The following is a 21714-nucleotide window of genomic DNA, read 5'->3' as shown; positions in this document are numbered from 1 at the left end:
GGCATGACCGATGACTACCTGAGCCGGATCGGAAATCTCATCCGGGACGCCCGCAAGCATCGCGGCTGGACGCAGACGCAGCTCGCGGAAGTGCTGAACACCAGCCAGAGTGCGGTGAACAGGATCGAGAAGGGTCATCAGAACCTCACCCTCGAGATGCTCGCCCGGATCGGCGAAGCACTCGACTCCGAAATTGTCTCTCTCGGCGGCGGTCCGGTCCACCTGCGCGTGGCCGGCGGCCGGCGGCTCTCCGGCGCGATCGACGTCAAGTCGAGCAAGAACGCCGGTGTCGCGCTGCTGTGCGCCTCGCTGCTGAACAAGGGCCGGACGACGCTGCGCAAGGTGGCCCGCATCGAAGAGGTCAACCGCCTGCTCGAGGTGCTGAACTCGATCGGCGTGCGGACCACCTGGCTGAACGACGCCGGCGACCTGGAGATCGTGCCGCCCGCGCACCTCGACCTCGGCTCGATGGACGCCGACGCGGCCCGCCGGACCCGCTCGATCATCATGTTCCTCGGTCCGCTGCTGCACCGCGAGGACGCCTTCGAGCTGCCGTACGCCGGCGGCTGCGACCTCGGCACCCGCACCGTCGAGCCGCACCTGACCGCGCTGCGCCCGTTCGGCCTCGAGGTGAAGGCGACCGGCGGGCAGTACCACGCGCTGGTCAACCGGGCGATCGCGCCGGGCAAGCCGATCGTGCTGACCGAGCGCGGCGACACCGTGACCGAGAACGCGGTGATGGCCGCCGCGCGGCACGACGGCGTCACGGTGATCCGCAACGCCAGCCCGAACTACATGGTCCAGGACCTGTGCTTCTACCTGGACCTGCTCGGGGTCCGGATCGACGGGATCGGCACCACCACGCTGACCGTGCACGGCAAGCCCGACATCGACGTGGACGTCGACTACGCGCCGTCGGAGGACCCGATCGAGGCGATGAGCCTGCTCACCGCCGCGATCGTGACGAAGTCCGAGATCACCATCCGGCGGGCGCCGGTGGAGTTCCTCGAGATCGAGCTCGCGCTGCTGGAGGAGATGGGGCTCGACTACCAGCGCAGCGCGGAGTACCTGGCCGAGAACGGCCGCACCCGGCTCGTCGACCTGACCACCCGGCCGTCGAAACTGCACGCGCCGATCGACAAGATCCACCCGATGCCGTTCCCGGGCCTGAACATCGACAACCTGCCGTTCTTCGCGGTGATCGCGGCGACCGCCACCGGGCAGACGCTGATCCACGACTGGGTGTACGAGAATCGCGCGATCTACCTGACCGACCTGAACAAGCTCGGCGGCCGGGTCAAGCTGCTCGACCCGCACCGGGTGATGGTGGAGGGGCCGACGCACTTCTCCGGCGCCGAGATCATGTGCCCGCCGGCGCTCCGGCCGGCCGTCGTCACGCTGATCGCGATGATGGCCGCGAAGGGCACGTCGGTGCTGCGCAGCGTCTACGTGATCAACCGCGGCTACGAGGACCTCGCCACCCGGCTGAACTCGCTAGGCGCTCAGATCGAGACCTTCAGGGACATCTGAGTCCTGCGCTGAGTCCTGGAGGAAGGCGACCGCCTCGGCGATCACCGCGGGGTCCGAGAGGATCCTGCGGTGGCCGAGGCCGGTCGTCGGCAGGAAGTGCGCCCGCTCGCCGTAGTTGCGGAGCAGCAGGCCGGCCTGCGCCGGGTCCACGACGTCGTCCTCGTCGTTGTGGATCACCAGCAGTTCGGCCTTCCCGGTGGTGACCGAGAACCGGGTCCAGATCCCGCCGTCGCCGTCGAAGTAGCCGCGCTCGATCGATCGCCGCAGCTCCTTGTTGATCTTCGGCCCGAGTCCGAGCTCGGCGCAGAACGCGTCCGCCAGGTAGCCGAAGTCCGCGACGCCGCTGATCATCACCAGGCGCTTCGCCGCGACGCCCTCCCGGACGGCGTAGAGCGCGAACGGTACGCCGAGTGAGTGGGCGATCACACCTTCGAACGGCCCGTGGCGTTCCTCCAGCGCGCGGATGATCCGCTGGTGGCCGAGGATCGACACCACCTCGCCGTCGGAGTCGCCGTGCGCGGGAGCGTCGTACGACACCGGGCTGTAGCCGAGCTCGAGCAGGCGCGTGACGAATCCGGCGTACCGCGAGGCGCGGGAGCGCCAGCCGTGGACCAGAAGCACCGGGCGCTGTCCGTCGCCCCAGGCGTAGGTATTCACATTGTCGACAATCTCTACCCGCGCGGCGTCGTGGACCAGCTGCTCGCTCGCGCGGACCCGGCCGCGGGCGAGCGGGCGTCGCCAGAGCTGGAACGCGAGCCGTCCGCCGAGCCGTGGCGACACCACTCCGATTGTCTGCAATCCGACGCTGACCAGCTTCTGCATGGGAACCCCTCCGCAAACTATACGAACGGTCGTATTATTAGTTTCGGTCAGGTTAGCAGGCAATGCACTCAGGCGCTGGATCACCAGACAGGACCTAGGATCGGGACTCGTGGAAAAGGTGGACGGACGGTTGGCGCGGGGTGACCAGACGCGTCGCGCCGTTCTGCGTCGTGCGGTCGACATCGCGTCGGTCGACGGACTCGAGGGGCTGTCCATCGGGCGGCTCGCGACCGAGCTCGGGATCAGCAAGAGCGGTCTGTTCGCGCACTTCGGGTCCAAGGAGGAGCTGCAGCTGGCGACCGTCCGGGCCGCGCGCCGGATCTACGCGGACAACGTGGTGGTCCCGGCGTACGAGATCGAGCCCGGGCTCGGGCGGGTCTGGGCGCTGAGCCGGCACTGGCTGGACTACTCGCGGAGCCGCGTGTTCCCGGGCGGCTGTTTCTTCCAGAAGGTCTCGCACGAGTTCTCCGCGCGCGAAGGAGCGGTGCACGAGTACCTTGCGGCCGTCCATCAGGAGTGGATGGACCTGATCGAGACCGCGGTCGCCGAGGCGGTGCAGCGCGGTGAGCTCGCCGACGACCCGGTGCAGCTCGCGTTCGACCTGAACGCGTACTACGAGGCCGCGAACCTCGCCTCGATCCTGCACAACGACGAGAACGGGTACGACCGTGCGCGTCAGGCGGTGCGGATCCGGTTGGCGTCGGCCGTCGTCCCCGGCACGCCGGTGCCCTGGTGAGTCGGGAGGTCGCGGTGCCGACGGATCGGTGACGCGAGCAGGACGAGTCCCGCCAGTGGTACGCCGGCGGTCGTGATCCAGAGTGCCGTTGTCAGGCCGAAATACTGACCGAGCGTCCCGCCGAGCAGTGCGCCGAGCGGGATGGTGCCGTAGTTGACGAAGGCGGTCGTCGCGGTGAGCCGGCCGAAAAGGTCGGGTGGGCAGTAGGACTGTAGGAACGTCGCCTTGACGACGTTGCCGCCGACCACGCCCAGGCTCACGCCGAACGCCCCGACCAGATAGAACCACGGGCTCCGCGCGCCCCAGGGGATGAGCAGCGCAAGCGTCGGCAGGCCGAGCTCGCAGAGCAGCAGTGCCCGCGCCGTACCAAACCGTAGGGTGTGGCGGCCGACGAACGCGCCGGCGACGCCGCCGCTCGACGCGGCCGCGACCAGTGTGCCGACCGTCGCCGCGGTGAGCCCGGCCTCGCGAACCAGGAAGACGACGACGATCGCCTGGTAGCCCATCAGGGCGAGGTTCGAGACCGCGCCGAAGATCGTCAGCGTCCGCAGCCAGACGTCGCGCGCGACGAGTCGGATGCCTTCCCGGATCGCGCCGGCCCGGCGGGGGATGTCCGTCTGGCGCTCCCGGAAGCGGATTGCCGCGAGACAGCCGAGGGCGACCAGGAAGCTGGCTGCGTCGACGAGCAACGCGTTCGCCGCCCCGGCGAACTGGACGAGCAGACCGCCGCACCCGAGACCGGCGATCTGCGCGGCCGACGCGCTGCCGTGCAGCTTCGCGTTGCCTTCCGCGTGATCGGGAGGATCCAGCAGTGTCGGGAGGTAGGCCGTGTACGCCGTCTGGAACACGACGCCCGCGGCGCCCACCAGTCCGGCGACGATCAACAACAATTGGATTGTCAACAATCCGCCCGCCAGCGGTACCGCGGCGAGCAGCAGGCCCGAGACCGCCGAGGACGCGAGCATGACCGGACGCCGCCGTACCCGATCGATCCACGCGCCGGTCGGTAGTCCGATCAGGAGCCAGGGCGCCCAGGAGGCGGCCGTCAGCAGGCCGACTTCGAAGGTCGTTGCGTCGAGCCTCGAAATCGCGACCAGCGGCAGCGCGACCGAGGAGGTGGCGCTGCCGAAGCGGTTGATCGTCTCACCGGCCCAGAACAGCCGGAAGTCGCGATGCGTGCGCAGCAGACTCATGATCGCCGCGGGAACGACTGCAGCTGGACGATCACGCGCTCCGATCCTTCGGCCGGGGCGGCATCGGTGTAGCGATCGATGACAGCCCCGATCTCCTCGTTGAGGTTGTGCAGCTGCTCCGGCGTCAGGCGTAGGTCGCGCCAGTCGGAGAGTCCCGCCGCGTGCTGCCATTCGGCCGGCCAGTCTTCGTCGACGTACGTCCGGACGCGGTCGTAGTAGCGCTCCACCAGATCCCGTAGATACACGTCGAGCGCGCGCCGGGTCTCCGGGTCGTCGAGGAACTCGGCCGGGTCGAGGACGGTGCGGCCGGGGATGCGCCACCAGCGCTCCCGCTTGGTGCCGCGGCCGGGATCCTCCTCGAGGTAGCCGTGCTCGGCGAGCAGGCGCAGGTGCCAGCTGACCGTGCCGGTGTTCTCGCCGAGGCGCGTCGCCAGCGTGCTCGACGTGGCCGGCCCGTCGAGCTCGATCGCCTCCAGGATGCGCATCCGGAGCGGGTGGGCGAGTCCGCGCAGACTCCGGGCATCGATCCGTCGCATGACTGCAGAGTAATCTCTGCAAAGAAGTCTCTGCAACAGGAATTTGTCGGTGGCCGTCCCTAGGTTGGGCGGTATGCGGCCTCATGTGGTGGCTCAGCTGGCCATCTCGCTGGACGGGGTGACGTCGGGATTCGACGTCGACCTCGCGCGGTTCTATGCGCTGGCGACGCTGTGGCAGGAGGACGTGACGCTGATCGACGCCGGCGCGATCCTCGCCCAGGAGCATGCGCTACTCGCGGCCCCGCGGCGCGGGCCTCGCGCGGAGGGTCCGCTGCTCGCGGTGGTGGACGAGCGCGCGCGGATCCGGAGCTGGGAGTCGCTGCGCGAGCTCGGGTACTGGTCCGGCGTCCTCGCGCTCTATGCCGACCAGACGCCGGAACGACCGCCGGATGCGACGACGCCCGAGTTGATCACCGGCTACGACCAGGTCGACCTCGCCGAGGCCCTGGGTGTTCTGGGTCGCCGCGGGGTGCGGACCGTGCGGGTCGATTCGTCCGGCATGCTGCTGAGAGCCTGCCTGGCTCTCGACCTGATCGACGAGCTCGCCCTGCTCGTCCACCCGGTGCTGATCGGCGGCGACCGCTGGTACGACACCGGCCGCCTCGACCTGCGGCACGCCGGCACCGAGGTGTTCCGCGACGGCGTCATCTGGACCCGGTACTGCGTTTCTCGCTGACGCCGGGAACTTCGGGTCCAGCCCTGCCGTTAAACTGAGTACACTGTACGAAGTTTCAGCGAGTGAGGAGCGGGATTGACCGGGAACGTGCCGACAACGGGTGGATTCGAGCCGAGCGCGGCGGACGTGGCGAGCGTGCTCGCGTGGTTCGAGCGGTACGACGCCTTGGCCGCCGAGCAGGACTACGAGGGGATGGCGGACGTCGCGCTGTTCCCGCTGAACGAGGTGTCCGACGACGGCAACGGCAACGGACGGGCCGAGCAGCTCGACCGGGCGGCGTACGTCGCGCAGATGGCGCAGGTGATGAGCGGCGCCGCTGACGTGCGGCTCGAGACCACCCGGACGCCGCACTTCCTGTCCGCGGACCTGGTGTTCGTGATCAGCGACGGCACGATGACGTACCAGGGCCACGCGCAGCCCATCCGGTACGGCGATCTGCTCGTGAAGGTCGCCGGCGAGTGGAAGTTCCAGACGATGGTTCAGGGCGGTTGGGGCTGACGCGGTCCGGCCCTTGAATGTCGGTGGGCGCCGCTACTGTGAGCGGTGATGAGGAAGCAGCACGAGTGGTACGACGAGCATGATGCCGAGCGATGGGTCGCCGAGCCGGTCAAGAGGCCGGGGCGGACGGCCTTCGCTCGTGATCGCGCGCGGGTGCTGCACAGTGCGGCGCTCCGCCGGCTGGCCGCCAAGACGCAGGTCGTCACGGCAGGCAGCGACGACTTCGTCCGGAACCGGTTGACGCACAGCCTCGAGGTCGCCCAGATCGGCCGTGAGCTGGCGGCGACGCTCGGCTGCGATCCGGACATCGTGGACGCTGCCTGCCTGTCGCACGACCTGGGCCATCCGCCGTTCGGGCACAACGGCGAGCGCGCGCTGGACCAGGTCGCCGCGGACATCGGCGGCTTCGAGGGCAACGCGCAGACGCTGCGGCTGCTGACCCGGTTGGAGTCGAAGACGTTCGACGCCGAAGGCCGCAGCGTCGGGCTCAACCTGAGTCGGGCGACCCTCGACGCCGCGACGAAGTACCCGTGGCCGCGGCGGGCCGGCGAGCGCAAGTTCGGGGTGTACGACGACGACCTCGCGGTCTTCACCTGGTTGCGTCCGGGCGTGGGGGAGCGGCGCTGCCTGGAGGCGCAGGTGATGGATTTCGCCGACGACGTGGCGTATTCGGTGCACGACGTCGAGGACGGGATCGTCGCGCACCACATCGATCTCGCCGCGGTCGACGCGGAGCCGGCGCCGTACTGGGAGACGGTCCGGCAGATGTACTTGCCGGAGGCAACCGACGCCGAGCTGGACGAGGGCTGGGCGCGGCTGAAGTCGTCGCACTACTGGCCGGGGGCGGCGTTCGACGACAGCCGGCGGGCGCTGGGCGGGCTGAAGGACCTCACCAGTCAGCTGATCGGTCGGTTCGCCACCGCGGCCGAGCAGGCGACCCATGCCGTCTTCGGCCGCTCCCGGCTGATCCGTTACGAGGCCGATCTGGTCGTCCCGGACGGCGTCCGTACCGAGATCGGGCTGCTGAAGGGCGTCGGCATGTTCCACGTCCTCAACTCCCCGGAACGCCAGGCCCGCCGCGCCACCCAGCGTGAGCTCCTCACCGAGCTCGTGGAAGCCCTGTGGAAAACGGCGCCGCGGCACCTGGACGCGCCGTTCCGGTCCGACTTCGCGGAGGCGGCCGACGACAACGCCCGCCTCCGCGTCGTCATCGACCAGGTTGCCTCCCTCACCGACCCCTCAGCCCAGACCTGGCACGCCAATCTGGTCGAGAGGTAAGTCGAGGCCCAGCCGGTTGTAGTTGGGCTTGTTGGTCAGGCGGATCTGTGTGAGCTCGGCGTCGGTGAGGGCCCGGCGGTAGACGCGGACCTCGTCGAGGGCGCCGTGGAAGCGGTTGGCGCCGTCGACGCGCTGGCCGAGGTGGATGCCCTGCACGCCGAACTCCTTGCCGGCGGTGACCGATCCGGCCGGTGCCGTCGCCGAGCTGACCTCAACGCCGTCGATCATCAGCCGCAGCTTCCAGCCGGCCCGTTGCAGGACGACGTGATGCCACTGGTCGTCGTTGTACGCCGACGCCGACTGCACAGTCACGTTGAACCGATCGACCGACAACAGCGCGCGGATCCGCTTGCTCTCCGGCTCCGCCCGCAACCACACCTGCGGCGTACTGCCCGAGCCGGTCCGGTACGCCCAGAGGATCGCGTGCGAACCGGTCGTCGCGCCGTACCGGATCCACGTCATCAGCGTGAAGTCGTCCGCGCCGAGATCGATCGACCGGTCGTACGGCACCTCGACATAGTCGTCGGCGCCGTCCAGCGCGAGCCCGTTCCCGAACTTGCCGGCGGCAACACTCGCCCCGCCGCGCACGTACGCCGGGTTGTGCGCCGGGCTTGTGTCAGGCGTCAACGGCCCCGGCGCGGGCGGACCGGGGATCCCGGGCGGCGTCCCGTTCGGCGTCGACAGGTAGGCCTCGTTGAAGCGCGCCCAGCGAATCGATTCGTACGGGTTCGCGACGCCGGCCTCGTACAGCAGGCCGGCCTGGTCTCCGTCGAGCCGGACCATGTCCGAGTACGCCGACGGGCCCCAGTAGAAGACCTTGCCCTGCTCCCAGGTGCCGAACGACCGCGCCTCGTCGTACGACGACCGCACGGTCATCACCTCGCGCGCGGCCGGGTGGGCCGGCGCCGAGAACAGGATCCGGTGCGTGCCGAACCGCAACAGCGACCCCTGGACATCGGGCATCGCCAACCGCGGGATCGTCCGGAACGGCGCGTCGAAGCTCGCGCCGCCGTCGCTGCTGATCGCGTACGCGCGGTTGCCGGGATCGGTGCCGCGTTCCCGCGCCAGCGCGTAGATCTGACCGTTGGTGCGCTCGACGACAGTGACCTCCTGTGCGATCACCGTCCCGTCGTCGCGGGACGTCGCTGCCCCGATGTGCCAGGTCTCGCCGGCGTCGTCGGAGTACAGCAAGTGGGTGCCGTAGACATGCGGCCCCACGCCGTCGTACGTCTCGAAGTTCGCGCCGACGATCAGCCGGCCGGCGTGTGGGCCGTGCTGGAGCTGGATGCCGTGCATCGGGCCGGTGGCGTACCAGAAGTTCCAGCTCGGCAGCTTCGCGCCGGTCAGTTCGCGGGCCGCGGTCCAGGTCGCGCCGAAGTCGTCGCTGGTCTGGACGTACGGGTCGCGGTCGCAGCCGTTCGTGCAGGGCTCCGGACCGTTGTGCGTGGACACGAGGACGATCCGGCCCGTCTGATTGTCAACGATCGGCACGGGGTTGCCGTGCGTGCTGCCGTTGCCGTCCGACACCACCTGCAACGGGCCCCACGTCCTGCCGCCGTCGGTCGACCGGCGCAGCACGATGTCGATGTCGCCGTCGTCGCCGCAGTCCGCGACACGACCCTCGGCGAACGCGAGGACGTCGCCGTTCGTCGCGTGCACGACGGCCGGGATCCGGAAGCACGAGTAGCCCTCGGTCTTCTGCCGGAACAGCACGTTGTCCTCGACGAAGGGGGCGGCTTCGCCGGCGTGAGCGGTCGGGGCGGTGAGGCTGCTGAACAGCAGCAGGGCGGCGGCCGCGAGACGGGCCGGTGTGAGTACGCGCATGGCTCTCCTGGAGAGGACATAGGACGTATTATGTCCGCGCAAAAGTAGCGACTCGCGGGGACCGCGGCAAGAGGTCGGCGAGGACTAAGGTTCGTTGCATGGCTGATGCAGAGCAGATCGTGATCGTCGGTGCGAGTCTTGCGGGGGCGACCGCCGCCGAGACCCTTCGGAAGGACGGCTGGAGCGGCGCCGTCGTGCTGATCGGCAGCGAGCAGTCGCTGCCCTACGAGCGACCCCCGTTGTCGAAGGGCGTCCTGCTCGGCAAGGACGAAACCTCGTCCGCGCAGCTGCACGACCAGCAGTGGTACGACGACAACAACATCGACCTCCGCCTCGGGACCACGGTCACCGCGATCGACCCGGCCGGGCACACGGTCACGCTCGACGACGGCTCACAGGTGCCGTACACGAAGCTCCTGATCGCGACCGGCAGCCGCGTCCGCACACTCGACGTACCGGGCGCGGACCTGCCGGGTGTGCACTACCTGCGGACGGCCGAGGAGGCGCAGGCGCTGACCGACGCGTACGCCGCGAAGCCGCGCGTCGTCGTGGTCGGCGCGGGCTGGATCGGGCTCGAGGCGGCGTCGGCGGCCCGCGAGCGCGGCTGCGAGGTGACGGTCGTCGAGCCGCAGTCCACCGCGCTGGCGTCGGTGCTCGGCGAGGAGGTCGGTGAGCTGTTCGCCGAGTTCCACCGGCAGCACGGCGTGCAGTTCCGCTTCGGCACCGGCGTGGACGGCTTCGAGGGGACCGACAAGGTCACCGGGGTGCGGGTGAGCGGCGGTGAGGTGATTCCGGCGGACCTGGTGGTGGTCGGGGTCGGCGTCCAGCCGAACACCGAGCTCGCCGAGGAGGCCGGCATCGAGGTCGCGACCCGCGACAACGGGTCGGGCATCGTCACCGGCGCGGACCTGCAGACCTCGGTCGCCGACGTGTACGCCGCCGGCGACGTGGTCCGTTGGGACCACCCGCTGTTCGGCCGGTTCGTCCGGGTCGAGCACTGGCAGAACGCGAAGGACACCGGCGCGTCGGCCGCCAAGGCGATGCTCGGTCAGGACGTGGCGCACGACGCGATCCCGTTCTTCTTCACCGACCAGTTCGACCTCGGGATGGAGTACGCCGGGGAGGTCCCGCGCGGCACGTCGTACCAGGTCGTCCTGCGCGGCGACCCGAAGTCCGGCGCCTACGTCGCGTTCTGGCTGTCCGACGACCACCACGTACTGGCCGGCATGCACGTCAACACGTGGGGCGCCATCGACGCGGTGCAGAGCCTGATCCGCTCCGGCAAGCAGGTCGACCCGGCCCGCCTGGCCGACACCTCGGTGGAGCTCGCCGATGTTTAGGTCCTGTCCGGTGATCCATCGCCTACTGCGGGGCACTCGGCACGGCACCTCCTCGCTACGGCGCTGAATCACCGGACAGGACACCTAGAGCGGGTAGGTGACGTAGGCGAACGACGCGCTGTCCGGCGACCAGCTCGGCACGTTCATCGTGCCCTGGCCGCCGAACAGGCTCGTCAGCTCGCGGACCTCGCCGTCCCTGGTCAGGAGGCGCAGCCGTACGTCGTCGATGTCGGCGGGATGGCCTTCGGTGCCGGGCGGGAAGCTGACGTAGGCGATCGCCGACCCGTCCGGCGCCGGGTGCGGGAACCAGTTGACCCGCTCGTCGTCGGTCAGCTGCTCCGCGTGCCCGTCGGCGACCCGGATCCGGAACAGTTGCGCGTGCCCCGCGCGCTCGGAGTTGAAGTAGATCCACTCGCCGTCCGGGCCGAACTCCGAGCCGTCGTCGGCGTACTCGTCGTCGGTCACCTGGACGTCCGCACCGCCCGCGCTCGGGATCGTCCAGACGTTGGTGATCCGCCGCTCGCCGACCCACTCCAGCCCGATGTATGCGAGCGTCCTACCGTCCGGCGAGACCCCGTGCAGGTAGTGGTGGAACCCCTGCCCCCGATCGTTGGTCACCCGCCGGCCGGCTCCGCCCTCGATCGGCACGGCATAGATGTGCCCGTCGCTCGCGGACACGTACACGGTGCGCCCGTCCGGGCTCACCACGTGGTCGTTGTTGATCGCCGGCACACCGCCGAGCTCGATCTCCTCGAGTCCGTCGCCGACGCGGAAGAGCCGGCCGTCGCCGTTGACGATCAGCTGCCCGTCAGGCGTCCAGTTGGGCGCTTCGAAGAGGATGGTGCCGGAGCTGTGGACGAGCCGATGCTCGCCCGAGGTCACCTCGACGACGTAGAGCTCGGCGCGCTGACCTGGTCGCAGGGTACGTGGCATGACAACCAACCTATGGCACCGAACGGCGGCTCCGGAGGACTGTCCAGCATGGGACCTCCGGCCCTGCTCTGCCGGCTGCCCGCTTCGTACGGTGAGTCCGAAGAGGTGGGTGCTGGTGGCAACGAAGACGGCGACGCCGCGGCCGGTGGGGGTCCGTACCGAGCCGGTGCTGTCCACCGTCCTCGCGTTCGTCGCCGGCACGGTGAGTCTCGCCGTCGGCATCGGGCTCGGGCTGCCGCATCTCACGGCAGGCTCGGCAGCCGGTGCGGTCGTCGGAATGATGGCGTTGGTGGCCGGGCTGTTGCTGACCGGGTTCGCCGCGGTCGTTCTGGTCCGGCGGGTGCGTGGCTGGTGGCGGCTCCTCGTCGTACCGGGGTTGTTGGCGTTGACGCTCGTTGCCGTCCTGTCGGTCGGGCAGGCCGTCGCGGCGACGCACGTGCCCAGGAGCACGGTCGGGGCGACGACGCCGGGTCATTGGGGACTGAGCTACACCGATGCAGCGTTCGAGACCAGCGACGGCGTCAGGCTGTCGGGCTGGTACATCCCTTCGACCAACGGTGCCGCGGTCGCCGTACTGCACGGCGCTGGATCCACCCGGTCGGACGTGCTCGGTCAAGCCGCCGTACTGGCACGGCACGGGTACGGCGTTCTGCTCTTCGACGCGCGTGGCCACGGGCGCAGCGCGGGCCGGGCGATGGATTTCGGCTGGTACGGCGACGAGGACGTCGGCGCGGCCGTGTCCTATCTGCAGAGCAGGCCGGACGTCCGCTCCCGGATCGGCGTGCTCGGGCTGTCGATGGGTGGCGAGGAAGCGATCGGCGCGGCTGCCGTAGACACGCGGATCGGTGCCGTCGTCGCCGAGGGTGCGACCAACCGCGGTACCGCGGACCGTGCGTGGCTCTCGGACCAGTACGGCTGGCGGGGGACGTTGCAGGAAGGCATCGAGTGGCTGACCTACGGCGTGACCGACCTGCTCACGCCGGCCGACCAGCCGATGTCGCTGCGCGACGCTGCCGCCGGGGCCGCGCCACGCCCGATCCTGCTCATCGCGGGAGGCGCGCTGCCCGACGAGGCATACGCCGGCCGGTACATCGGGTCCGGCGCACCCGGTTCCGTCCAGCTGTGGGTCGTCCCTGAGGCGGGGCACACTGCGGGACTGCGGGTCGCGCCCGCAGAATGGGAGCAGCGAGTGATCGCCTTCTTCGACTCGGCCCTGCTCGGTTAGTGCCCGTTCGTCGTCCCGCGGGCGAGTTTGCTTGCCGATGATCGTAGACTCACGGCGTGGCAGGCCGGATCAAGGAAGAGGACATCGCGCTGGTGCGCGAGCGAGCCCGGATCGACGACGTCGTCGGCTCGTACGTGACCTTGAAGAACGCCGGCGGGGGCAACCTGAAGGGCCTCTGCCCGTTCCATGACGAGAAGTCGCCGTCGTTCAACGTCACGCCGTCCCGTGGCTTCTTCTACTGCTTCGGCTGCCAAGAGGGCGGCGACGTCATCGACTTCATCCAGAAGGTCGACCAGATCACATTCTCCGAAGCGGTCGAGACACTGGCCTCCAAGGTCGGCATCCAGCTCCGGTACGAGGACTCCGGCGCGCCGGTGCAGCGCGGCCCGGGGAACCAGCGGCCGCGGCTCGTCGAGGCGCACAAGGTCGCGGCCGAGTTCTACGTCGACCAGCTGTTCGGCGCGCCCGAGGCCTCGCCCGGGCGGCAGTTCCTGGATCAGCGCGGCTTCGACAAGGACGCAGCGGTGCAGTTCGGGGTCGGGTTCTCGCCGCGCGGCGGCGAGGCGCTGGTCAGCCACCTGCGCGGTCGCGGTTTCACGAACGCCGAGCTGGTCGCGTCCGGCCTGGCCGCCGACGGGCAGCGCGGGCTGTACGACCGGTTCCGCGGCCGGCTGATGTGGCCGATCCGGGACGCGTCGTCCGACGTGATCGGGTTCGGCGCGCGCCGGCTGTTCGACGACGACCGGATCGAAGCGAAGTACCTGAACACGCCGGAGACGCCGATCTACAAGAAGTCCAAGGTCCTGTACGGCGTGGACCTGGCCCGCCGCGAGATCGCGAAGGGCCGCCAGGCCGTCGTCGTCGAGGGGTACACCGACGTGATGGCGTGTCACCTCGCCGGCGTGCAGACCGCGGTCGCCACCTGCGGTACGTCGTTCGGCGACGACCACGCGCGGGTGCTGCGGCAACTGCTGCTGGACCACGACCAGTTCCGCGGCGAGGTGATCTTCACCTTCGACGGTGACGCGGCCGGCCAGCGTGCCGCGCTGAAGGCCTTCGAGGGCGACCAGGCGTTCGCCGCCCAGACGTACGTCGCGGTCGAACCGGACGGTCTGGATCCCTGCGAGCTCCGCCTCGAGAAGGGCGACGCCGCGGTGCGCGAGCTGATCGGCCGCCGGGTGCCGCTGTACCGCTTCGTCCTCACCAACATCCTCTCCCGCTACGACCTCGACCGGGCCGACAGCCGGATCGACGCGTTGCGCGAGGCGGCGCCGCTGGTCGCCCGCATCCGCGACAAGTCGAAGGTGACGTCGTTCTCGCTGGAGCTGGCCGGGCGGCTCGGCATGGACGAGGAGCAGGTCCGCGCGGAGGTGTATCGCGCAGCGTCCAAGGCCGGAGCGCCGGCCGCGGGCAACCAGGCGCCCGTCGCGCAGCAGGTCGTCCGGAACGACGTTCCGTCGCCGCGGGACCAGCGGTTCGTGATCGAGTGGGACGTGCTCAAGGTCGCGATGCAGCACCCGGCGCTGGTCGGGGTCGCGTTCGACGAGCTCGACGACCACGACTTCACGCACCCATGGCTGGCGGCGATCCGGGCCGCGATGGCGAAGATTGGCGGCCCGTCCGCCGCGCCGCCCGGCGAGGCCTGGGTGGTCGCCGTCCGCGACGCCGTCGGAAACGACCCGGCGGCCGCGGTTGTCGGCGCCCTCGCCGTGGACCCGCTCCGGCTCGGCCGCGAGCCCGACGAGCCGTATGCGCTCGCGTTGCTGGCGCGGCTGCAGGAGCTGACCTGCGCACGCCGCATCCTCGACCTGAAGTCAAAGCTCCAGCGGACGAATCCGATCGACCGCGCGGACGAGTACAACCGGATGTTCGGCGAACTCATCGCCCTCGAGGCCTACAAGGCCGAACTCCGCAACCGAGCCATCTCGGGCGCGATCTAGCCGAGGGCGCGGGCGCTGCCGTCAGTCAGGATCGTTTCCCGTCATGCCGTCAACCGCCTCACGCAGGACGTCGGCGTGCCCAGTGTGCTTCAAGTACTCCTCGAGCAGATCGAAGGCGATCATCCGCCGGTTCGCCGACCACGCCGAGTCCGAATCCGCGATGACCACATCCAGCCCGCCGTCCGCGCTCAGCAACTGCCAGGCAGCACGAGAGCGAGCGGCCGCGCCGTACCAGAGGGCATACAGCTCCTCCGGATCGTCAGCGGTCGCCGACTCCCAGCCCCACCGGTCATTCTCGACCCAGCTCCTGGTGTCCCACGGTGCCGCCAGCGGCTGCGCGGCGGCTCGCGCCGTGAACCCGTCCTCGACGAACGCCAGGTGCTTGATCAACCCGGCCAGCGTCATCGCCGACGGCGGATGCGTCTGCCGCAGCTGCTCAGCCCTCAGCCCACCGGTCTTCCAGGCGAACTGCTGCCGCACCCGATCCAACGCGAACTGCAGCATCTCGACCTCCCCACCCCGCGGCGAAGGCTCGGACGGCAGATCCCTCCACTCCATAACCACTCCTTCGTCAGGCCCTTAGCATGCCGCGGAAGCGGCTTCGGAGGATGTCGACGGCGGTTTGCGAGCCTACGCTGCTGACGTGACCGGTTCCTGGCTCCAGGCTGGCGTCCGCGGGCGTGGCCCCGGGCGGACCGGCGTCCGTTGGCTGGAGCGACTGGCCGACCTCGGCGCGCGGCCGGAGGACACCCACGACGAGCGCCTCCGCCAAGGCACGCTCATCTTCTCGTCACTGCTGATCACCGTGATCTCCACGATCTGGGTGACGACCTACCTCGCGTACGGCGACCCGGTCTCGGCCGCGATCCCCGCCTTCTACCAGCTGATCACGATCGTCGGCCTGGCCGTCCTGGCGCGGACGCGACGGTTCGCGATCTTCCGGACCACGCAACTGCTCGCGTTCCTCATCCTGCCGGCGCTGCTGCAGGTCTCGCTCGGCGGCTTCGTCGCCTCGAGCGCGATGATCCTCTGGGCGGTCTTCACCCCGCTGGCCGCGCTCGCGCTGCTCGGCATCCGGCGCTCGGTACCGTGGCTGATCGCGTTCCTGGCCGAACTGGTCGTCCTCGGCCTCGTCGACTCCAGGCTCGCCCAATCGCCGTCCGAACTGCCGCCCGGTTTCGTCGTCACGTTCCTGGTGATGAACGTCGCGGGGACGATGGTGAGCGCGTACGTCATGCTCAGCTACTTCGTCGAGCAGCGTGAGCGCGCCCACCGAGCGCTCGCGGCGGAACGGGAACGCTCGGAACACCTGCTGCTGAACGTCCTCCCGGAGCCGATCGCCGAGCGCCTCAAAACCGAGCCAGGAGTGATCGCCGAACACTACGACTCGGTCAGCGTGCTGTTCGCCGACCTGGTCGGCTTCACGGCCCACTCAGCGGTGATGGCCGCGGCGGACGTGGTAACCCTGCTGGACCAGGTCTTCTCCGCCTTCGACCGCATCGCCGACGCGGAGGGCGTCGAGAAGATCAAAACCATCGGCGACGCGTACATGCTGGTCGGCGGCTTACCGGATCCACGGCCCGACCACCTCGCCGCAGTCGCCCGCACAGCCCTCGCCCTTCGTGACGAGGTAACCCGACTCTCAGCCCGACCCGGCCAAGAATGGCTAGCGATCCGCATCGGCATCGACTCAGGCCCCGTCGTGGCCGGCGTCATCGGCCGCCGCAAGTTCATCTACGACCTCTGGGGCGACACCGTCAACACAGCCAGCCGCATGGAATCCCACGGCAAACCAGGCACCATCCAACTCACCGCCCGAGCCGCCGCAGCCCTAGACCCCGCCTTCACCACCCACCCCCGAGGCACCATCGACGTCAAAGGCAAAGGCCCCATGGAGACCTTCTTCCTGGACCACTGATCCACCGCGACCTCACGTACGCCGGCTCAGGCGGGCTCGGGATAGAGCGCGGTCGCGCTGCCCCAGAGTGCGCCGGCGTTGAGGCGGTCCGGGAATCGTTGCAGCATCGCGTTGAAGAAGCCCAGCGCGGTGTCCTCTTGCGTGAGCAGCTCAGCGGCTGCGTTCAGGTACGAGCGCGTCTCGGCGATCGTACGGTCCGCAGCGTCGTCGAGTTGCTCGTTCTTGTGGCCGGTCACGATGTACCTCGGCTCGAGAGCGGCAACGGCGTCAATGGCTTCGTGCCACCGCTTGATGCCGTCGCCGGCGGCTTCCCGGAGGAACTGATGGACGCCGTTGTAGACGACGTCGCCGGCGACAACCAGGCTGAGCGCGGGGACGTGCAGGACGCTGGTGTCGTCGGTATCGGAGTGCCCGACCTCGACGACGAAGAGCTGGTGGCCCTCGAGTTCGATCATGTTGTCCACCGCCGGGACGGCCGTGACATCGGTCTGCGGAATCTGTCCGGGAAACAACGCATCCCAGAAGACCGGCCGCAGTGCGACGTTGAGCCGCATCTGCTCGATGGTTCCCGGCGTCGCGACGAAGGTCGCACCGAAGCGCTCGGCCAACTGTGCACCGCCGAACCAGTGGTCGCCGTGACCATGCGTGGCGAAGACATGGGTCAGGTTCTTCCCACTCGCCTCGACCCAGCCGGCGACCTGCTCGGTCTGCTCGATCGTCAACGGTGGATCGACGAGTACGGCGTCGTTTTCCCCGGAGATGAGCGTGATCGAGAGCGGAGAGAACATTCGCCTCTCACCGTTGGGGATCGGCTCCCGGACGTTCTGCGGGATGGGCTCGGCGACGAACACGTCGTACGTCAGCTGCGACGGCATGGCTGCTCCTTGTGGCATGAGTTCTGATCGACGCCGGTTCTCCACGCAGGGGACGCACCGGCGATCTGGCTTCAAGAATTGATGTTAGCTGCCTGGGTTCAAGTTTGAAAGTCAGAGTAGACTCGAGGCATGGATGCAATGCTGTTGCCGGCGAACCGGGCCTGCCCGATCGCAGGCACCCTCACCGTCCTCGGCCAGAAGTGGAACTTGCTGTTGCTGCGCGAGGCGTTCCTGGGGAGCACGAGATTCGCGGAGTTTCAACGCATCGGCATCCCCACCGCAACACTCGGCGGGCGCTTGGACGCATTGGTCGCGGCCGGCCTCCTGGAGCGCCAGGCCTACCAGGCCGAGGGGGAACGCACGCGTGAGGAGTATCGGCTCACGCAAGCCGGACGCGACGCGTTGCCGATCTTGGCCGCGCTGGCGCAGTGGGGCGAAACGCACCTGGACCTCGGCGATCGCTCCAAGGTCGGATTCGCTTCCGGATCGACCGGTCGCCGCGCCCATCTGGAGTTCGTCGACGAGGACGGCAACCTGGTCGAGGCAGCTGACATCCGCGTTGCCCGCGCCTCGTAAGACCCACGGTCGAATCCGCATGGGGCCGCCGTGAACGGCCGCGGCCTGGCGGACGTGCTTCGCTAGTGCCTTCCTGGATCTAACTTTCCGGGTCTGGTGAGTATCAAAGTAGGCAAAGTGCTACTGCGTACTACGACCCGAAGGATGGCTGGGGAGCGATGGTCAACGCGTCGAAACAACTCAGGAGTGCGGCGCGGGTGGCTGCTGCCGCTGCGCTGGTGGCGGCGGTGCTGGTCGGGGATCCGGGCGCGGCATCGGCTGCTGGCGCCGCCGTGGCTGCGGCGTGCAAGATCGAGCCCGGGTCGGTGACGGCTGGTGGCGATCACACGCACAGGGTGATCACTGCCGGCTCGCCGCCAACGGTTCAGGAGAAGCCGGGCTACACCGATCTCTTTCCTGAAGGCCTGCCCCGGTTGAGCAGTCTGTTCTTCAACGACCCCGTTGTGACAGGTTTCGGCGGCGCGTACGCCGGCCACGTGGTGATCGGCTCGGGGTTGTACGACAGCACGTACTTCCTCACCGAGTCCGGCGAGGTCGACCGGACGCAGGCGCACAACTTCCGGGTCGGCGGCGGCTGGGGCGACGCCACCTTCCTGGAGTCGAGCTACCCGCACGACACGAACCCGTGGGCCTTGGTCAACCACTACGCGCTGCGCTCCAACGGCACGCTCACCCGCTGGGACAGCAAGGGCGGCTTCGGCTGGACCAACCCGCAGTCCGCGCCCGGCTTCTCGGCCGTCAAGACGATGGCGCTCATCAGCCAGACCGCGACGTACGACACCTTCCTGGCCACCACCCGCGGCGGCGCCCTCTACACGATCCGGCTCCCGCTGACCTCGCCGATGAAGCCGGTCGTGAAGATGGTCCGCAGCTCCACCTGGCAAGTCTTCGACGCCCTGATTGCCGAGAAGTGCGGCCAGTACGGCACCCTGCTCCTTGGCATCGACAAGGACACCCGATCCGGCTACCTGTATGCCATCGGCCACGCAAACGGCCCCGCCACAGTCATCCAGAGCCTGGGCAAGGTCCCGGCTACTTTCGCCGACCCCACCTACTTCCGCCACACAGCCGAGCCCGGCACCGCTCCTCTCCTCTTCGGAGAGTGATCCCCGCCTCTCGGCTGGTCACCGGCCTTCGGATCAGACCGCCAAATGACCGTGGCTGTGCTCGGCCCACGCGCAGGCCGAGGACAGACATCAGGTCCAACAGCCCGTCAGACGAGCTATTTCGCAGTCGCAACTATGCTTCGTGACCCACGTCATCCGACGAATTCGCGGACGATCCTCCCCGCAGTCGTTGGCTGTGGTTCGGATGATCGGACTTCGATGGCGAAGGACGTGACCGACGATGGCTGAGGGCAACCAGCTCGTGCTGGTAGCGGCGCACCGGGACGACCAGCTCGCCCAGCAGGAGAGCGTCCCTAGTACGTGGTCGCCGCCGGAGGAGGCTATTTCGGCGTAGACGATGGGCAGCTGGTCAGTACTCACACAAGTAAGTCGGTCGAGCTCGACGCCCGAGTGAGTTCGACTCGGCAGACCTTCTCCTGGCTCGTGTCGCTGGGAGCTTCTATCTGGTCGCCCGGCCTGTCATTGGGTACTGTCGCTGGAGTGACAGAAGTGGGCGCTGGGCCTGGCACCCCTGGATGAGCCCATGGAACCCTCCGCGAAGAATCCCGGTGATCTTCGCCGTTCGGCTGCCGAGCAGGTGGCCTTGCGGCGAGTGGCGACACTGGTGGCGCGGGGGGCCGCTCGCGCCGAGGTCTTCGAGGCACTGGTGACCGAGGTGGGCCTGCTGATCTCCGCGACTGACGCGGCCCTGGTGCGCTTGCACGACGACGAAACGGTGACCATGATCGGGCGCTGGAACGAGTCCGATGGGTACCAGGACATCGGGGTCCGGCACCCGTTCGGCTCCGGCACCCTGGCCCGGCTGATCTGGGACGGCAAGCGTCCGAGCCGGATCAGGAGTTACACGGGCTCCTCGGGTTCGCTGGCCGAGATGATTCGCGGCTGGGGCTGGCGATCGTCAGTCGGTGCGCCGGTGATCGTTGACGGAACCGTGTGGGGTCTTACCGCCGTCGGTTCGGCGAACGACCAGGAGCTCCCGCCCGGGACAGAGGACCAGTTGGCAGCGTTCACCGAACTGCTGGCTATCGCGATCGCTAACGAGCAGAGCCGCGAGGAGCTCGAGCAGCTCGCCGCCGAGCAGGCCGCGCTGCGGCGGGTGGCCGAGCTCGCGGTGCACGACGCCCCGCCGGATGAGGTGCTCGAGGCGGTGGTCACGGAGGCTTCGCGCCTGGTCGGCGTCGCCTTTACGACGCTGTTGCGCTTTGAGCCTGACGGGGCGACCGAGGTGGTTGCGATCCACGATCCGCCGGACGGCGTGACAGTGGGGATGCGTGCCTCGGGCGACGGTGACGGCGCCACCCAGCGCGTCTGGCGGACCCGGCGGCCGGCCCGCGCCGACCAGCTGAAGGCCATGTCGGGCGCGTGGCCTCGGCTGGCCGCGGGCCAGGGGTACTCGTCCAGTGCTGCGGCGCCGGTACTGGCCGCGGACCGGCTGTGGGGCGCTCTGGTGGCGGCCGGGAGGGGGGCATTGCCGCCTGGGATCGAGGAACAGCTTTCGCGTTTCGCTGAGCTGGCCGGTACGGCGATTGCCAGTTCCCAGGCGCGTGCCGACGTCCAGGCGATGGCTGACGAGCAGGCGGCGCTGCTGCGCGTCGCCGAACAGGTGGCCCGCGGCGGACCGCCCGACGCGATATTCGCGGCGGTGGCTGCCGAGGCTCAGCAGCTTCTCGGCGGTCAGCCGATGACCCTCGTCCGTTTCGAGGAGGACGCGGCGCTGGTGGTGGTAAGCCACAGCGGCGGCCCTGCGCCGTCCGGGACACGCATCGCCTACGCGTCCGGCACGTTGCCCGACCGCGTCCGGCGGACCGGGCGGCCGGAGCGCGTGGACGACTACGCCGTCGAACCCGACGCCGCCCTTGCCCGGGAGTTCGGCCTGACCGCCGCGGTCGCCGCACCGATCGCGCTGGAGAGCCGCGTCTGGGGGATGCTCACCGCCACCTCGGCCGACGGGCCGCTGGTGCGCGGGGTCGAGGATCGTCTTCAGCAGTTCGCCAACCTGGCCGGCACCGCGGTGAGCAACGCCGCGAGCCGCGCTCAGCTGATCGCCTCGCGCGCCCGGGTCCTGTCGACAGCCGACGAGACGCGGCGGCGGCTGCAGCGTGACGTCCATGACGGTGCGCAGCAGCGTCTGGTCCAGACGGTCATCACGTTGAAGCTGGCTCAGCAGTCACTCGCGGATCGCGATGTACAGGCCGGCATCGATCGTGTCGAGGAAGCGCTCAAGCACGCTCAGCGCGCCACTGATGAACTGCGTGAGCTCGTCAGCGGGATTCTCCCGGCGGGGCTGACCCGCAAGGGCTTGCGCGGCGGAGTGGAGTCGTTGCTGGCTGACCTGCCGCTGCCGGTCGACGCTGTCGTCGACATGCCCCGGCTGCCCGCAGAGATCGAGACCACCGCCTATTTTGTCGTCGCCGAGGCGCTGACCAATGTCGTCAAGCACGCCCGCGCCAACCGCGCCTGGGTTCGCGCCAGCCTCAGCGACGGCGCGGTGCGCATCGAGGTGGGTGACGACGGGGTCGGCGGAGCTCAGGCCGGAACGGGCTCCGGTCTGACCGGGCTCTTCGACCGGGTCGAGGCACGCGGCGGCGCGCTTCGCATCACCAGCCCAGCGGGAACGGGGACAACGGTGGAGGCTACGGTGCCGATCGGCGACCCGCTCCCGTCCACGCCGGGCATGCCCCATTAGC

Annotated in this window: 19 protein-coding genes; 12 read left to right on the top strand and 7 right to left on the bottom strand. The window is 69.3% G+C overall.

Annotated elements, in window-relative coordinates:
* Window positions 1–3 precede the first annotated feature (3 nt).
* On the top strand, window positions 4–1530 hold the full coding sequence (locus ABZX12_RS01740) for a UDP-N-acetylglucosamine 1-carboxyvinyltransferase (protein WP_355688876.1): 1527 nt from the start codon (window positions 4–6) through the stop codon (window positions 1528–1530).
* Here the strand turns inward: ABZX12_RS01740 and ABZX12_RS01735 are convergent.
* A complete protein-coding gene (locus tag ABZX12_RS01735; protein WP_355688875.1) occupies window positions 1495–2352 on the bottom strand; it encodes an alpha/beta fold hydrolase in 858 nt (285 codons plus the stop codon). The two genes, ABZX12_RS01740 and ABZX12_RS01735, sit on opposite strands and share 36 nt — an antisense overlap.
* A 109-nt stretch (window positions 2353–2461) precedes the next feature.
* On the opposite strand from ABZX12_RS01735, the gene ABZX12_RS01730 reads away from it, so the two are divergent.
* Entirely contained in the window at window positions 2462–3088 is a 627-nt protein-coding gene (locus tag ABZX12_RS01730; protein WP_355688873.1) for a TetR/AcrR family transcriptional regulator, read from the top strand.
* Here ABZX12_RS01730 and ABZX12_RS01725 read toward each other — a convergent pair.
* Together ABZX12_RS01725 and ABZX12_RS01720 are read right to left on the bottom strand one after the other, a co-directional pair.
* On the bottom strand, window positions 3028–4281 hold the full coding sequence (locus tag ABZX12_RS01725) for an MFS transporter (RefSeq protein ID WP_355688871.1): 1254 nt from the start codon (window positions 4279–4281) through the stop codon (window positions 3028–3030). The two genes, ABZX12_RS01730 and ABZX12_RS01725, sit on opposite strands and share 61 nt — an antisense overlap.
* Window positions 4278–4817 (bottom strand): helix-turn-helix domain-containing protein, encoded by a 540-nt coding sequence (locus ABZX12_RS01720; RefSeq protein ID WP_355688870.1) that lies wholly within the window; start codon window positions 4815–4817, stop codon window positions 4278–4280. Before ABZX12_RS01720 ends, ABZX12_RS01725 begins: the two co-directional genes overlap by 4 nt.
* A gap of 73 nt (window positions 4818–4890) precedes the next feature.
* Between ABZX12_RS01720 and ABZX12_RS01715 the strand changes: the two genes are divergently transcribed.
* The 3 genes from ABZX12_RS01715 to ABZX12_RS01705 all read left to right on the top strand — a co-directional run bounded on the left by ABZX12_RS01715 (window position 4891) and on the right by ABZX12_RS01705 (window position 7269).
* The gene (locus tag ABZX12_RS01715; RefSeq protein WP_355688868.1) at window positions 4891–5493 is read left to right on the top strand and encodes a dihydrofolate reductase family protein; all 603 of its coding nucleotides are present in this window, start codon (window positions 4891–4893) and stop codon (window positions 5491–5493) included.
* Between the two features lie 75 nt (window positions 5494–5568).
* Window positions 5569–5991, top strand: coding sequence for a nuclear transport factor 2 family protein (locus tag ABZX12_RS01710; protein ID WP_355688867.1), 423 nt, complete (start codon window positions 5569–5571; stop codon window positions 5989–5991).
* Between the two features lie 48 nt (window positions 5992–6039).
* Window positions 6040–7269: a deoxyguanosinetriphosphate triphosphohydrolase gene (locus tag ABZX12_RS01705; protein WP_355688865.1), complete on the top strand. Its 1230-nt coding sequence runs from the start codon at window positions 6040–6042 to the stop codon at window positions 7267–7269.
* Here ABZX12_RS01705 and ABZX12_RS01700 read toward each other — a convergent pair.
* The gene (locus ABZX12_RS01700; RefSeq protein WP_355688864.1) at window positions 7231–9093 is read right to left on the bottom strand and encodes a sialidase family protein; all 1863 of its coding nucleotides are present in this window, start codon (window positions 9091–9093) and stop codon (window positions 7231–7233) included. The genes ABZX12_RS01705 and ABZX12_RS01700 overlap by 39 nt on opposite strands.
* A gap of 98 nt (window positions 9094–9191) precedes the next feature.
* On the opposite strand from ABZX12_RS01700, the gene ABZX12_RS01695 reads away from it, so the two are divergent.
* Window positions 9192–10433: an FAD/NAD(P)-binding oxidoreductase gene (locus ABZX12_RS01695; RefSeq protein ID WP_355688862.1), complete on the top strand. Its 1242-nt coding sequence runs from the start codon at window positions 9192–9194 to the stop codon at window positions 10431–10433.
* A gap of 84 nt (window positions 10434–10517) precedes the next feature.
* Here ABZX12_RS01695 and ABZX12_RS01690 read toward each other — a convergent pair whose 3' ends face one another.
* On the bottom strand, window positions 10518–11366 hold the full coding sequence (locus ABZX12_RS01690; protein WP_355688860.1) for a biopolymer transporter Tol: 849 nt from the start codon (window positions 11364–11366) through the stop codon (window positions 10518–10520).
* Window positions 11367–11481: 115 nt separating this feature from the next.
* On the opposite strand from ABZX12_RS01690, the gene ABZX12_RS01685 reads away from it, so the two are divergent.
* Window positions 11482–12591 (top strand): alpha/beta fold hydrolase, encoded by a 1110-nt coding sequence (locus ABZX12_RS01685; protein ID WP_355688859.1) that lies wholly within the window; start codon window positions 11482–11484, stop codon window positions 12589–12591.
* Window positions 12592–12647: 56 nt separating this feature from the next.
* Window positions 12648–14531, top strand: coding sequence for a DNA primase (gene dnaG / locus ABZX12_RS01680; RefSeq protein ID WP_355688857.1), 1884 nt, complete (start codon window positions 12648–12650; stop codon window positions 14529–14531).
* Between the two features lie 21 nt (window positions 14532–14552).
* On the opposite strand, the gene ABZX12_RS01675 is transcribed toward dnaG, so the two are convergent.
* Complete coding sequence (locus ABZX12_RS01675; protein WP_355688855.1) at window positions 14553–15089, bottom strand: DUF664 domain-containing protein; 537 nt, start codon at window positions 15087–15089, stop codon at window positions 14553–14555.
* A gap of 85 nt (window positions 15090–15174) precedes the next feature.
* Here ABZX12_RS01675 and ABZX12_RS01670 point away from each other — a divergent pair, with 85 nt between their 5' ends.
* Window positions 15175–16449: an adenylate/guanylate cyclase domain-containing protein gene (locus ABZX12_RS01670; protein ID WP_355688853.1), complete on the top strand. Its 1275-nt coding sequence runs from the start codon at window positions 15175–15177 to the stop codon at window positions 16447–16449.
* A 26-nt stretch (window positions 16450–16475) separates the two neighbouring features.
* Here the strand turns inward: ABZX12_RS01670 and ABZX12_RS01665 are convergent, their stop codons facing one another.
* The gene (locus ABZX12_RS01665; RefSeq protein ID WP_355688851.1) at window positions 16476–17324 is read right to left on the bottom strand and encodes an MBL fold metallo-hydrolase; all 849 of its coding nucleotides are present in this window, start codon (window positions 17322–17324) and stop codon (window positions 16476–16478) included.
* A 129-nt stretch (window positions 17325–17453) separates the two neighbouring features.
* On the opposite strand from ABZX12_RS01665, the gene ABZX12_RS01660 reads away from it, so the two are divergent.
* From ABZX12_RS01660 to ABZX12_RS01650, 3 genes are all read left to right on the top strand, one after another.
* Entirely contained in the window at window positions 17454–17900 is a 447-nt protein-coding gene (locus tag ABZX12_RS01660) for a helix-turn-helix domain-containing protein (RefSeq protein ID WP_355688849.1), read from the top strand.
* Between the two features lie 197 nt (window positions 17901–18097).
* Entirely contained in the window at window positions 18098–19006 is a 909-nt protein-coding gene (locus ABZX12_RS01655; RefSeq protein ID WP_355688847.1) for a hypothetical protein, read from the top strand.
* A 544-nt stretch (window positions 19007–19550) separates the two neighbouring features.
* Window positions 19551–21713 (top strand): GAF domain-containing sensor histidine kinase, encoded by a 2163-nt coding sequence (locus ABZX12_RS01650; protein ID WP_355688846.1) that lies wholly within the window; start codon window positions 19551–19553, stop codon window positions 21711–21713.
* The last annotated feature ends 1 nt before the right edge of the window (window position 21714 follow it).

Origin of the sequence: Kribbella sp. NPDC003505 (assembly GCF_040610875.1) — a bacterium.
Classification (GTDB): Bacteria; Actinomycetota; Actinomycetes; order Propionibacteriales; family Kribbellaceae; genus Kribbella.
Note: the sequence above shows the minus strand (reverse complement) of the source record. Positions and strands in the feature narration are given on the sequence as shown.